At 67.7% G+C, this 13,108-nt stretch carries 12 protein-coding genes and 1 tRNA gene; 3 read left to right on the forward strand and 10 right to left on the reverse strand.

Annotated features, from left to right (window positions below):
• Nucleotides 1-187: 187 nt before the first annotated feature.
• Nucleotides 188-1,324: a dihydrofolate reductase family protein gene (locus tag ABZ027_RS05015; RefSeq protein WP_356764463.1), complete on the reverse strand. Its 1,137-nt coding sequence runs from the start codon at nt 1,322-1,324 to the stop codon at nt 188-190.
• Between the two features lie 62 nt (nt 1,325-1,386).
• On the opposite strand from ABZ027_RS05015, the gene ABZ027_RS05020 reads away from it, so the two are divergent.
• Both ABZ027_RS05020 and ribA read left to right on the forward strand, forming a co-directional pair.
• Nucleotides 1,387-1,899 carry a MarR family transcriptional regulator gene (locus tag ABZ027_RS05020; RefSeq protein ID WP_356764465.1) on the forward strand — a complete coding sequence of 171 codons (513 nt, stop codon included), beginning with the start codon at nt 1,387-1,389 and terminating at the stop codon, nt 1,897-1,899.
• Between the two features lie 127 nt (nt 1,900-2,026).
• Nucleotides 2,027-2,665: a GTP cyclohydrolase II gene (gene ribA / locus ABZ027_RS05025; protein ID WP_356764467.1), complete on the forward strand. Its 639-nt coding sequence runs from the start codon at nt 2,027-2,029 to the stop codon at nt 2,663-2,665.
• Between the two features lie 245 nt (nt 2,666-2,910).
• Here ribA and ABZ027_RS05030 read toward each other — a convergent pair whose 3' ends face one another.
• From ABZ027_RS05030 to ABZ027_RS05040, 3 genes are all read right to left on the reverse strand, one after another.
• On the reverse strand, nt 2,911-3,234 hold the full coding sequence (locus tag ABZ027_RS05030; RefSeq protein ID WP_356764469.1) for a hypothetical protein: 324 nt from the start codon (nt 3,232-3,234) through the stop codon (nt 2,911-2,913).
• Nucleotides 3,231-3,578, reverse strand: coding sequence for a DUF6247 family protein (locus tag ABZ027_RS05035; protein WP_356764471.1), 348 nt, complete (start codon nt 3,576-3,578; stop codon nt 3,231-3,233). Before ABZ027_RS05035 ends, ABZ027_RS05030 begins: the two co-directional genes overlap by 4 nt.
• Before the next feature lie 419 nt (nt 3,579-3,997).
• Complete coding sequence (locus ABZ027_RS05040) at nt 3,998-4,342, reverse strand: hypothetical protein (RefSeq protein ID WP_356764473.1); 345 nt, start codon at nt 4,340-4,342, stop codon at nt 3,998-4,000.
• Between the two features lie 26 nt (nt 4,343-4,368).
• Between ABZ027_RS05040 and ABZ027_RS05045 the strand changes: the two genes are divergently transcribed.
• Nucleotides 4,369-4,629, forward strand: a complete 261-nt coding sequence (locus tag ABZ027_RS05045; protein ID WP_356764475.1) for a winged helix-turn-helix domain-containing protein — start codon at nt 4,369-4,371, stop codon at nt 4,627-4,629.
• A gap of 82 nt (nt 4,630-4,711) precedes the next feature.
• Here the strand turns inward: ABZ027_RS05045 and ABZ027_RS05050 are convergent, their stop codons facing one another.
• From ABZ027_RS05050 to ABZ027_RS05075, 6 genes are all read right to left on the reverse strand, one after another.
• Nucleotides 4,712-4,999, reverse strand: coding sequence for a hypothetical protein (locus tag ABZ027_RS05050; RefSeq protein WP_356764476.1), 288 nt, complete (start codon nt 4,997-4,999; stop codon nt 4,712-4,714).
• Nucleotides 4,999-9,738, reverse strand: a complete 4,740-nt coding sequence (locus tag ABZ027_RS05055) for a putative T7SS-secreted protein (RefSeq protein ID WP_356764478.1) — start codon at nt 9,736-9,738, stop codon at nt 4,999-5,001. The genes ABZ027_RS05050 and ABZ027_RS05055 overlap by 1 nt, the downstream gene beginning before the upstream one ends.
• Entirely contained in the window at nt 9,738-10,436 is a 699-nt protein-coding gene (locus ABZ027_RS05060; RefSeq protein ID WP_356764480.1) for a hypothetical protein, read from the reverse strand. The genes ABZ027_RS05055 and ABZ027_RS05060 overlap by 1 nt, the downstream gene beginning before the upstream one ends.
• On the reverse strand, nt 10,433-11,002 hold the full coding sequence (locus tag ABZ027_RS05065; RefSeq protein WP_356764482.1) for a hypothetical protein: 570 nt from the start codon (nt 11,000-11,002) through the stop codon (nt 10,433-10,435). The genes ABZ027_RS05060 and ABZ027_RS05065 overlap by 4 nt, the downstream gene beginning before the upstream one ends.
• 335 nt (nt 11,003-11,337) lie before the next feature.
• Nucleotides 11,338-11,410, reverse strand: a tRNA-Lys gene (locus ABZ027_RS05070).
• A 109-nt stretch (nt 11,411-11,519) separates the two neighbouring features.
• The gene (locus ABZ027_RS05075) at nt 11,520-13,100 is read right to left on the reverse strand and encodes an amino acid permease (protein WP_356764483.1); all 1,581 of its coding nucleotides are present in this window, start codon (nt 13,098-13,100) and stop codon (nt 11,520-11,522) included.
• Between the last annotated feature and the right edge of the window lie 8 nt (nt 13,101-13,108).

Raw genomic sequence — 13,108 nt, forward strand, 5'->3', positions numbered from 1 at the left:
TCGGGGGTGTCCGCCCGCAGCGGTTGTCGCGTCAACACCGCCAAGTTGGTGAGAATCCGATTCCGCGACGTTCCGAGGACGGACACCCCCGACCCGGCCCCGACCCACCCCCGAACCGCAGGCGCCGCAGGCACCCCCACCCCCCGCAGTCCGCCGCAGGCACCCCACCCACCGCCGGAGGCACCCGTCACCCCAGCAAATGCCGATTAGCCTTCATGGCGACCCCCTCGTACTCCCCCAGCACCACCACATCAACCCCAGCCGCCACCAACACCCCACTCCCATCAGCCTCTTGCACAAACGTGTCCGGCTCCCGCCAAGCCGTAACCACCCGCCGCACCCCCGCCGAGAGGATCAGCCGCGCACAGGCCGCCGGCCGTGACGCCCGCCGAGCGCAGGGCTCCAAGCTGCTGTAAACCGTCGCGGACGCAAGCCGCACATCCCCCGCATCGATCTTCGCCAGCGCAGCCTCCTCCGCGTGCACGACCGGATCGTCCCCCTCCCGCGAGTAGCCCCGGGCAAGCTCCGTACCGTCCGCCGCCACCACGACCGCCCCCACACTGAACGCCGTCCGAGACGGCGGACACCGATCAGCCAGCGAACAGGCAAGCTCCAGCCAGCGCCGGTCCGCAGCCGAGGCAAGGCTGCCCACACCGGGCGCCGTCGGCTCGTACCGCATGAGCACCACGTCCCCGATGGGACGCGTCTCCACCAGCCTCAGCCGCCCGCCCTGATACGGCCCGGGCCCGAAAAGCCGAGGCGCCCCCGGGTCACCGACGAACAACGGAGCCAGCACCAGCTGGAGTTCGTCCGCGAGCCCCTCCCGCAGCAACTGGGTGTGAACCAGGCCGCCCCCCTCGACCATGAGCCGCCCGACCCCCCGCACCTCACCCAGATGCGACAGCAACACCCGCCAGTCGAGCTCGGTGCCCAACGCGACAACCTCGGTCGCCGGCCCCAGCCCCAGCGCACGAACCCGCTCCGCCCCCTTCTCGGTCGTGTACACGAGCTTCTCCCCGCCGGTGTGCCAGAACCTCGCGTCCGGGTCGAGGTCCCCCGACCCGCTGACCGTGACCTTCAGCGGATACTCCGACCGCCCGGCCGCGACCCGCGCGGCCCGTCGCGACGCCGAGTTGACCAGCAGCCGCGGATTGTCGGCGCGAATGGTCCCGGCGCCGACGAGGATCGCGTCCACCGAGGCCCGCACCTCGTCGACCCGGTCGAAGTCGGCCGGGCTGGAGAGCAGCAGCCGCTCGGGGCCGGTGTCGTCCAGGTAGCCGTCGAGGGAGACGGCGGCGGAGAGGAGGACGTACGGGTGAGGCATCGGCGCGGTCCCTCTCGAAGGCAGGTCTTGGTTCAAGTTTGAAACAAACTTACACTGGGGCCATGACGACTCGCTGGCTCACCCCGAAGGAGCAGCGCGCCTGGCGCGCGTACATCGCCTCGGCGCACCTCCTCGAGGACGCGCTCGACCGGCAGCTCCAGCAGGACGCCGGCATGCCCCACATGTACTACTCCATTCTGGCCACCCTCTCCGAGTCACCGGAGCGGCGACTTCGCATGACCGATCTCGCCGAGCAGCTGAAGATCACCCGGAGCCGGCTGACCTACGCGGTGACCCGCCTGGAGAAGGACGGTCTACTCCGTCGCGAGAACTGCAGGTGGGACAAGCGGGGCAGCATCGCCGCGCTCACCGAGGAGGGGATGGCGGTCCTGGAACAGGCGGCGCCGGGGCACGTCGAGACCGTACGGGCGTCCCTGTTCGACCAGCTCACCGAGGAGCAGGTGGACCAGCTGGAGGAGATCTGTACAGGGATCGCACGAGCCCTGGAGAGCGACGAGGCTCGCCCAGCCGCGGACGACGTACCGTGGCGCCGCCGCTCCTCCTCCCCTTCGTGACCTCCCCCCTCTCTTTCGTGACCTACACCGCAACCCATTGCTTCAAATTTAAAGCATGAGGTAAGGTCCGTACCCGTAAACCTGCTTCAAATCTGAAGCAGATGCCGCCCCGGACCCGGAGAACCGCATGCCCGACTTCCCCGCCGCCAGCCCCCGCTCCCGCGTCCGGGTACCGCTGCGCTTCCACGACGGTTACGGCGTGAACGCCGAACTGGTCACCTTCCACGGACTCGCCGACGGTCAGGAACACGTGGCCGTCGTCCTGGGCGACCCGGCCCCCGGCACCACCCCGCTCGTCCGGCTGCACTCCGAGTGCCTGACCGGCGACGTCTTCGGCTCGGCCCGGTGCGACTGCGGCCCGCAGCTGCGTGAGGCCGTCGAGCGGATCGCGGACCGCGGCGGTGTCCTGCTCTACCTCCGCCAGGAGGGCCGCGGCATAGGCCTCTACAACAAGCTCGACGCGTACGCCCTCCAGGACCAGGGCCTCGACACCTACGCCGCCAACACCGCGCTGGGCCTGCCCGAGGACGCCCGCGACTACACGGCCGCCGCGCAGATGCTGAACGCCCTCGGCATCACCAGCCTGGACCTGCTCTCCAACAACCCCGACAAAGCCGACCAGTTGCGCGACCTGGGCATCGACGTCCACGACCGCGTACCCACCGGCGTCTTCACCACCGCCCACAACGTCCACTACCTGCGCGCGAAGGTCCTCCAGACCCAGCACACACTCCCCCTGCCCGAACTGACGGGCCACGCGGTCTGACACCGCACGAGCCGGCACCCACCCGAACCTCTGGCCCCCGCTGCTGCACCGTCTCGGGCAGCCTCCAGGCATCGACCACCGCGATCGTGCCGGTGGCAGTGATCAGCAGCTCGTTGATGAAGATCCGCACACGAACGCCACCACGAGATGCACCGTGCCGCGTGGAAGCGGACGGGCCGCTGTCCTGCGGCCCGCCGGAGCCGATCACCCGGCGGACGGCCGCCACCCTTGTGACCGGCTCCGGTTCACTGCCAGAAGACCTCCACCACGGTGATCTGCGGGTCCTCGGCCCGTGGGACTGAGGTGTAGACCACCCAGCCACGGTGGTTGTCGAAGTACAGGATGCGCGGCCCATTGGGGTCGGTGGACCGAACCGATTCGACGTACATGGTGGGCGGCAGGTCAGCATCGGTGTCGATTCCCCGGAAGTGGGGATCCTTCTCCGTGACCAGTTCGGCGCGGGCCTCGTCGATCATCTTCCTCGCGCACTCAGGCAGCGCGTCACGGCGTGCCAGAGCGTCGAGCCGCCAGTCCATCTGCCAGGGCGGCCCCATGAAGGCATCTGTCACTGACCGGGCTCCAGCTCCCGTGCGCCGTAGCGGATCTCCGACACCTCTTCGAGAAGGGCCTTGGCCACGGCATAGTCAGTGGCCTCCGCCGCACGCCGATGGAGATCGTCCACATGAGCGTCCAGATCCGGATCACGGGCGATCGCGTACTCCACCCACCAACGAGCCAGGAACGCGGGCAGGGGGCCGATGTCGTAGGTGTCGGCGATCGCCCGCTTCCAGTGCTCGTCGAAGTCGGGAAGCAACTGCGGAGTGTGTCGGGCGATCGCCTCGCGCAGTGCCTTCGGGTTCCGCTCGGGCATGGGCGGCACGGCCGGTGTCGGTTCGACGGCATGGGCGGTCATGACCGGTGAACTCCTTCGACGCGTCGTGGTTGCGACCATAGTCCGCTCCCTGCGTCCCGGGAGACCTGACCCTGGCCGGGCTTTGGCGCTTCCGCTAGGTCGTCCTCGGCGTCCCGTACGGGCAGGCGCAGGCCCAGGGACTCTGCGACGCGCAGGGCGTCGGCCAGGCACTCGGCGAGCCGGATGCCGGCGCAGCGAACCTCGTTTTACGGCGACGTGGGGTCCTCCAGCAGCGGGGGGGGCGAGGTCGAGCACGTCGGCGGCCATGGCCGGCTGCGTGGCCTCCATCTCATCGGCGAGGCGAGAGACGTACCCGCCGCCGTTGTCCGTCACCAGGTAGCAGGGCTTGCCGTTTGGCGACGGCCAGGGCAGCAGGCAGGGGGAGGTGGGGGTCGTCGCGGGGCTGGTCGTGTGTTCCATCAGGCGGCCACCTCCTGCGCGCCGACCAGGTGCCGGTCGAGGTCGATCCCGAAGTCGGCGGCGAGGACGAGGGCGAGGCGACGGTGTTGCTGGAGGACGGCTTCCCGCTCGTGGGCGGTGAGGTAGGGGCGCACGAGGGCGGAGTCGGCGCCGTCGAGGGGGGTGGGGAGGCCGTACGGGGAGCGGTGGAGGGGGACGTACGGGGGCACAGGTGCGGCGGGGTGACGTACGGCGGTGAAGTGCAGGCACAGATGGGGGTAGCGGTGGGTGCGGCGCCGTTTGCCCGTGCCTGGGCCGAGGAGAAGGCGCAGCCATTCGAGGGTGCGGCGGATAAGGTCGTGCATGCCGACGCTCCTATGCAGCGTTGGCCGTGCCCCAGGAGGTCTTCCACACCTCGCCGGGGTCTCTGCACCGACAGATTCGCTTGGGAAGCCTGCCCATCGGCGCACGCTTGGCCTCAGAGCCTGATCTCGCGGCCCACTACGGCGTCGGCATCAACACCCTCCGACGTGCGATCCGAGAGCTGCGGGAGCGAGGCATTGCCGACACTGTGCCCGCGAAGGGCACGTTCATCATCGAGATGCCCGAGTCCGCCACTGACAGCCCAGAGGAGAACGGGACCGCTGGCTAACCGTCCCGTTGCAGTCGTCGTACCTCTACTCGGTGACCGAGCGTCGACCGTTCCGCCGTCGCGATCCCTTACTGGGAAAGGCTCAGTGCCACCAGTTGAACGGATCACCAGCCGCCTTCAGGTCCTGCATGCTCACAAAGCGGCACTCACCGGTCACGTTGTGCACGGAGATACAGGGAGGCCCGTAGACGAGGTACTTGTCATCTCTGGTGGACAAGTATTTGACAGACTGATAGCTAAAGTAGAAGAAGTCACCCTTCGCCGCCTTATGACTGTCCTCTTCGAACAGGGCGACTTCATTGTCCCAACCAGCAGATATCCGCCGGAGAAAATCCGCGGCCAGTCGCTCTGCTCGCTCCGGCGTATACATCAATTCACCCTCATCAATTTGAATCCCTTGTACATCATAGGGTCGACGAAACCCGTCTGGACGTCAACGAAAAGAACCCGACCCTGATGGTTCACAACGTTGAATACGTGCCCCGGCTGATTTGGGATGGGAGACTCCCCTGCGACAATACCGCGCGCGCCGTGCCCAGAATTTCGGATATGGTCGACCATATCCCAGAAGCTTCTATCCCTGAAGCTCCCACCGAACACACTCTCCAGCCGATCCAGTTGCTGCGCTCCCCCCATATCCCCAGGCACGGACTTTATTCCCTCCCCACGCATATACCGCTCGAACGCCTCGCCGACGTAAGTGCAGTTCATGTTCCCTCCCTCGGGATTGAACTGCTTTGCCAAGTCGGAAAGATTCGTCGTCTCATACGGCTTGGGCGGGATCGGCGACTTCTGTGGCGCGAGCCCAAGCGGATCGCAGGAAACAGAAGGTCGATCTACATACCCGACAGGGTTGGCCGCCGGCGCCAGGCCGAGAGGGTCCTGGCTGATGTACTGGGCGACTTCGGGGTCGTAATATCTGAGGTAGTTGTAATTCAGGCCCGTCTCGGAGTCGAAATACTGTCCCGGGAAACGGAGTGGCGTGTAGGCCTGACTCCCGACCGACCAGGAAAGCTTTCCCCAGTTTGTGGCGCGGGAGCGCCAGGCGATTTCTCCGGACTCGTCGATCAGTTCGCAGGGAGATCCCGAGAGGTCGGAGACGATGGCGAAGAACCGGGTGTCTATCTCCTCCTGCGAGGCCGTCACCATGGCTCTGCGCTCGCTCTGGGCAACCGCTTCGCCGCCGTTGAGATGCCACGTCACGGTCACCGAGTCACGCGAGTCTCCCCACCTGGTCGTCTGCTCGCACAGCGAGACACCGTCCCAGGTGAAGTCCACCTGCTCCAGTACATCGACGCCGTTCTCCGCGATGCGCTGCTTGCCGGTGCGTCTGCCGAGGGGGTCGTACTGGTACCGCCACACCGTGCCGTCGGGAGTGACGACCTGGGTGAGCCGGTCCTCCGCGTCCCAGCTGTACCGCCACGTGTCCGGCTTGCGGGACAGTCGGGTTTTCTGGCGGAGTACGACACGTCCGGCCGCGTCATGCTCGTAGCGGATCCGGCCGGCACGCACGAGGTTGGCGCCCTGGTAGGCGCGTTCGCCACAGCCGTCGTCTCCGAACGGTCGGGCCGGCCAACCGGCCGCCACCTGGTTGCCGAGCGGGTCGTAGGAGTAGGACTCCTCCCATCCCTCTCCGCTGACCCTCGTCGTCCTCCCCGTCAGGTCCAGTTCGTACTGCCGAACGCCATTCAGCTGGTCATGGACCTTGGTCAGGCTGCCGTCCGCACGATATTCGTAGGTCCTGGCCTGGATACGCCCGCGAGTGTGGTCCACTGCTTGAGAGATCAGCCGGTTCATGGCATCGAACGACCGGGACACACTCAAGGACTCACCGAACCGGCGACCGACTTCGCGGCCGACCCCGTCGTACTCCAGTGTGATGTCACGACCGTCCGCCGTAAGCCGGCGAGGCTGTCCCACGGAATCGAATTCCCAGACGCTCTCGGCACCCGCCGGCGTCGTACGTCCCGCCAGCCTGCCGAACTCGTCGTAGCGGTACGCCACTTCCCGGTCGTTGATCCGCTCGGAGACCAGGCGCCCGTGCCGGTCGCGCAGGAGGGTCAGGTTCGTATGGGCATTGGCCGCCTGCGCGATCTGATCGGTGAAGTCGTGGGTGAACGTCGCCACTTCGCCGTCGACGCTCTTGCGAACGACCTGACCGAGTTCGTTGTGCTCGAAGGAGACGACCTGACCGAGGGCGTTCGTTCGGGAGATCAGCTCGCCGACGGCGTTGTACGAGCACCGGGTGACGCGTCCGCCGAAGTCGGTTTCGGTGATGGGCCGGCCGACCGCGTCGTACTCGTAGGTCCATGTCTGCCCGTGGGGGTTGGTCACCCTGGTCAGGCGCAGTTCGTTGTCGTAGGCGAACTCGTAACGAGAACCGTCCGGTTCGACGCGCGCCGTCAGCAGGTCGAACTCGGCGTACTCGAAACGCGTCACTCCGCCGACCGTGTCCGTGTGGGTGAGGCAGTTTCCCTCACCGTCGTACGTCCACGATTCCTCGGTCCCGTCCGGGTTCCGCCGGCGAGTGACATGGCCCTCCACGGACCATTCCACCTCACCGGTCGCGCCGAAGGGGTCCGTGATGGATGTGACGCGGCCGAAGGCGTCCCGCCCGTATCTCATGGTGTCGCCGGCGTGATCGCGGACCTCGACGGGCAGACCGGCTGCGTCGCAGCGGATTTCGGTCACCCGGCCGTACTGATCGCGCACTGCGCACAGACGCCCGTGCTCGTCGTACGTGAAGGATGTGCTGCCGTCTGCTGAATCGGTGACCGAGGTCCGGTTGCCGAGGGCGTCGAACTCCTGGCGGAGTGAGCCTCCGTCCGGGCGCACCATGCGCGTGAGCAGCCCACGGGCGTCGTAGAAAAGCGCCGTTCGTCGTCCGTCCGGACGGATGACTTCCGTCAGGTTCCCCAGAGGGTCGTACCGGAGAAAAGTCGTACGGCCGACGGGGTCCGTTTCGGACAATAGGCGGTTGAACCGGTCACGGGTGAAACGCCGGGTATGCCCTGCCGGATCCACCATGGCGACGACCTGGTGGAGGTCGTTGACGTGGTACTGGCGTACGGAGCCTTCGCCGTTGACCGCCGTCGTGGTCCGCAGCCCGGTTTCAGGGTCTCTCTCGCTGTAGGACAGCCGGAGGCTCATGTGCCCCTCTGTGCCGCCCTGCGCGATGCAACGGTCCTCGTCGTCGTAGGCGTACGTGTAAGGGTGCTCGTTGGTGTCCATCCACGACGTGACCCGGCCCGCGTCGTCGTAACTGAACCTGAGCGGCAGTCCGGACGAATTCCTGACCTCGGTGAGGTTCCCTTGCGTGTACCCGTACCGGACCAGCAGGAGATCTGCTCCGTCCTCGCCACCTCCGGCCAGGTGCAGACCGGTGACCCGCCCGTCGGCACTGTCGATCCTCAGGCGATAGCCACCGCTGTGGACGACTGCCGACGGCACTGCCGCCTCGTCGTGGTCAAAGGTGATCCAATTGCCGTTGCGGTCGTCGATCTGCTCCAGCACCGCCAGGGCAGGGCCGTGGTCGGCGAAGTGCCAGGTGCGGTGGGTCTGAGGGTCCGTGATGGTGTAGCCGCCATCGACACGGTCCAGTGGGAGGCGGGGGCCGTGGCTGGGCAGTGTGGGCAGGCCGGGTGCGGGGTGCGGGTACGACAGGAGGAGGCCGTCCTCCGTGACGTAGACGACTCCCTCCGCGTCGATCTCCAGTCGCTGGTCCAAGGTGGAGGACCAGGACGGGCCGAACCAGCGGCCCAGGTGGTAGCCGGACTCCACCCGTCGGGTGAGCAGCAGGGGCAGCGCGCCGGGGAGGTTGACGTCAGTCTGCGGCAGGTACATCTTGCCGGTGGCGAGGTCGATCGGGTCGGTGCCCTTGCTCTCCACAGCTTCGCCGGCACGGGAAGGCTGCGCGGGGTCCTCGTTCACCCGGCTTCGAGCCGTCTTCCCGCCCTTGCGCACCCCCTGCTCAGCGAGGTCCTCCGCACCCTTCTTCAGCCCGAGCCGCAGCCCGCCCCGGGCCAGCCCCGCGCCCTTGGTGCCGAACAACTCCGGGATCAACCGGCCGATGCCCTCGGCCGGGTCCTTCTTGAAGCCCTCCCACGCGGACTTCAGTACGCGATCGGGGTGGGTGGCGGTGGAGACGAGGCCGGTGATGGTCATGCTGACGTTCTGGAGGTACTGCGCGGGGTGGGTGAGGTTGTAGCCGTCGACCGGGTTGAGGCCGCGGACGAAGTTCACCGCGCCGGCCGTGCCCTTGACCGCACCGCCCACGACGTGGGTGAGCTCGGTGTTGACCGCCAGGTAGCCGTCTGTGAGGTTGGACCCGATCTGGTCGAGCCGCGACGGCTCGGCCGGGGCGTGGGCGAGGGCGGCGCGCACCGACGCGGCCGCGGTACGGCCGGCGTCGTTTCGCTGGCGGCGGGCCTCGGCCAGGATCTCCTGGGCCCGCTTGGTGTCCGCCGCGCCGGGGTCGGAGAAGGGTTCCGGACGCGGGCCGGGGTCCTCGTTCGCCTTGATCCGGGCGTTGTAGGCGTCGACGCGCTTGTTGTACGCGGCCACCGCCTGTTCGGACGCCTTCGTGCCCTTCTCGTACAGGTCGATGGCGTCTTGTGCCTGGGCCTGTGCCCACGCGACCGTGTCGGCGAAGTCGCTAAGGGCCTTGCCCGCCTTGTCGCAGGCGTCCGCCGCGTGCAGCCATTTGGGGGGATGCATGGCGAACTTCTCACGGAAGGTGTCGGCGGCCTCGCCCTTCCAGTGCGAGGAGTCCAGCTTCCGCATTCCCTCGCCGACCGTGTCGAAGGACGTACGGAAGTCCTTCAGGTGGGAGGCGGAGGCCCGGATGGCCGACACGCTGCCGTGGACCAGCTGGGCGGCCAGGTCACTCTCGCCGAGCTGCTTCTCGCCGGGTGTGGCGCCGAGGTCGGAGGCGAGTTGGTCGCCGACGTACTCGACCACCTTGGCCGCGCCGTCGGCTCCGACGTACTCCAGACCGTCCGCGAGAATATCCGAGCCCTTGTCGACGCCCTCGCCGACGAGTTTCGTGGCGGCGTTTCCGACGTCCTCGAGCTTGCCCAGGCCGGAGTCGACCACATCACCGAAGTCCATCAGCCGTTCTCCCCGCCCCGCGGGGACTGCTGCGGTTCCGGCTGCTCGGCCGCCGCCTGGGCCCGCTCCTCGGCGGAGGGCGTGAAGGCGGCGTCCATCAGGTCCTCGTACTGCTCATCGGTCGCGCCTGTGGCCTGCTGGTAGTTCAGCGGGCTCGGGATCGGCCCGGCCATCGCCTGGGAGGTCATCACGTCCCGGGCCGCGTCGTTCCAGCCCTGCTTGCTGTTGTCCCACGCCTGCGCGAAGGACTCCTTGCTGTAGTCAGGGTTCTTCATGGAGTCGAGACCGCTGGTGGCGATGTCGCTCCAGTCCTGCTTCGCGGCCTCGTCCTCGGACAGATACGGGTTGCCCGCAAGGGAGTTCGCGGCGATCTTCAAGGTGCCCCCGACGTACTGATCCGTCTCGTACAGCGTCCCGGCCGCAAGACCCACATGGTGCGCGAACAGGTTGCCCTCCTCCACCAGCGCCCGCACGCCCCACTCCCAGCGCTCACAGAACGACGAAAACGCCGACTTCAGATCCTCATGCCCCAAGTCCAGCCCCGACAACGCCAGCTCCGCGAACCCCCGGCCCTGACCGGCAACACTGTCGGCACCGAGTTCCTTCAACTCCTCCAGCGTGAGGTTGATCCCCTTGGCAATGCCGTCAAGGCCGGCCGCCTTGATGTCCTTGCCGCCGCCCTCACCGCCACCGCTCACCGCGGCTCCTCCCCGTCCATCGTCTCCACGTCCACGGCCACCGCGTCCGGCACGATCCCCACGACCGGCGGGAACAGCACACCGTCGTCCTCGCTGCCGACGTCCAGCGCCACCCCGCACGGCACGCCCGCCGCCGGAACACCCGCATCCAGCAGCCGTGCTCCCAACACCCGCTGATACGCCCACTCCCGCGAACCCTCACCCCTCGCGATCGCGAACCGAGCCAGCGCCGACTCGTCCGAGAAGGCATAGATCCAGCGCACGCCGCGGTAGTCACCGACCAAGGGGTCTTCGTTATCGTCGAGGGGAACCAGTACGGGCGTACGGCGGAACTCACCGAGCAGGGCGGCGAACTCCCGGCGGGCGCGGGCGACGTCGTCCGCGGTTCCTGGAGAGGAGGCTGCGGCGATCGGCGGGGCCGCGGCGCCCAACAAGGTGCCAGACAAGGACAGTTCATCGCTGTCCCGCGGTGTCGGCCCGACCGCGTCATCCGGGTCGGCCGTCTCCAGGTACTCGTACAGCCGTGACCTGGGTACTTCCGGGCCCCTGCCCCCTCCTTCAGCCATGCCTGGGATCATCACATCCGCATATTGCCGAACGCAACGCGGATCACCGGCCGTGGCGGGAACTGGCGGTCGCGCGGGGATCGGGTGTTGACGTGGTCAGTACATCGCGAAGTCTCTTCACGTCAGTGAGGCCGCGTTCCGGTGAGGCGCGCCGATCACCGGAAACTTTGTGGCACATCCAGCCACCCGACTCTGCTCCCGTCCGAGCTGACGAGCCTGATGTACGTCCAGGATCCGCCCAAGGGGACCCGAAACCAACACAGCGCCCAAGCCGACCGAAGTCGAATCAGGCGCTGCGCAGCAGGTCAGAGGCACTACCCCCCGCCCACCACCGGTAGGCCCTGTGGGACTCGAACCCACAACCAATGGATTAAAAGTCCACTGCTCTGCCAATTGAGCTAAGGGCCCAGACGATGTTGCCTCCCCGAGCATAACCGCACATGGCCGTGTCTCCGATCGGGTATCGGCGACACGGCCGCGCCGGACGGTCATGACGGAGCGGGGCGGGGGCCAAGTGTCAGGGATCAACCGGTTCGGGGGCGTTGACGCGGGCCGCTTCACGGGCCCGGGTGCGGTCGTGGTCGGCGTTGAGGAACCAGTGGCGGGCCGACGCCAGCCACCACGTCGCCGCGAAGCCCAGCACGACCAGGACGGCGACCGGGGCGTAGTTGAAGTTCTCCGCGGTGACCGGGGAGAGCTGCGGGAGCATGAACAGGATCGTGATCACGACGACCCAGACGACCGACACCACACCCACGATCCGCGACCAGCGGCCCAGATGCCACGGGCCCCGTGCGAAGGCCTCCCCCTTCCGCAGCCGCAGCAGCGTCGGGATGACGTACGCGATGTAGAGGCCGATCACGGCGATCGAGGTCACCGCCGCGTAGGCCGTGACATTGATCAGGTAGGGCAGACCGAGCACCAGCGCTCCGCCCGCCGCCAGCCACACCGCCGCCACGGGCGTCCGGGTGCGCGGGCTCACCGTGTGCCAGAGGTGGGAGAAGGGGAGCGCGCCGTCGCGCGAGAAGGCGTAGATCATGCGGCTGTTGGCGGTCACCGAGGCCATCCCGCAGAACAGCTGGGCGCCGATCACCACCAGCAGGAGCAGTTTGCCCGCGGTCGCGCCGAGCGCGTCGAGCAGGATCTGCGCCGGGGGCGCCCCCGTGGGTGACGCGAGCGCGCCGTCGTACGACTGGATCGCGAAGGTGAAGCCGAGCAGGAGGACGAAGCCGGCTATCCACGACGTCCAGATCGACCGCACGATGCCCTTGGGGCCGGCCGTCGACGCGTCGTGCGTCTCCTCCGTCATGTGGGCCGAGGCGTCGTAGCCGGTGAAGGTGTACTGGGCCATCAGCAGGCCCAGCGCCACCACGTAGGCACTGCTGCCCCAGCCCGTGTTGTTCACGAACTCGCCGAACACGAACGACGCCGACTGATGGTGGTCCGGTACGAAGGTCAGCGCGCCGACGATCACCGCCACGCCCAGCACGTGCCACCACACGCTCACGCTGTTGAGCAGACCGACGATCCGGACGCCGAAGGTGTTCAGCAGTCCGTGCAGCACCAGGATCCCGGCGAACAGCAGGACGGTCCGGCCCGCGGTCACCTCGAAGTCGAACTGGAGATTGAGGTAGGCGCCGAGGAACGACGCGGCCCCGAAGTCGATGCCCGCGGTCACCGCGACCTGGCCGAGCACGTTGAACCAGCCCGTGAACCAGGCCCAGGCCGCCGCGGTCCGGGGCGGAGCCAGCCGGTGGGCCCAGAAGTACAGACCGGCCGAGGTCGGGTACGCCGAGCAGATCTCGGCCATCGACAGGCCCACGAAGAGGGTCATCAGACCTACGGCCACCCAGCCCCAGGTGATCACCGCCGGGCCGCCGGTGTTCATGCCGAACAGGTACAGCGTCAGGCAGCCCGACAGGACCGAGATGATCGTGAAGGAGACCGCGTAGTTGGAGAAGGCCGACATGCGTCGGGCGAGAACCTGCGTGTAACCGAGCTGGGCCAGGCGTTCCTCGTCGGAGAGCCCCTCACCGGAGGGTCCTTCCTCGGAGAGTCTTCCGTCCGACGGCCCACTCGCTATGGCGTCATCTGTCATGCCCCCAG

This window comes from Streptomyces sp. NPDC006332 (assembly GCF_040612855.1).
Taxonomy (GTDB): Bacteria; Actinomycetota; Actinomycetes; order Streptomycetales; family Streptomycetaceae; genus Streptomyces.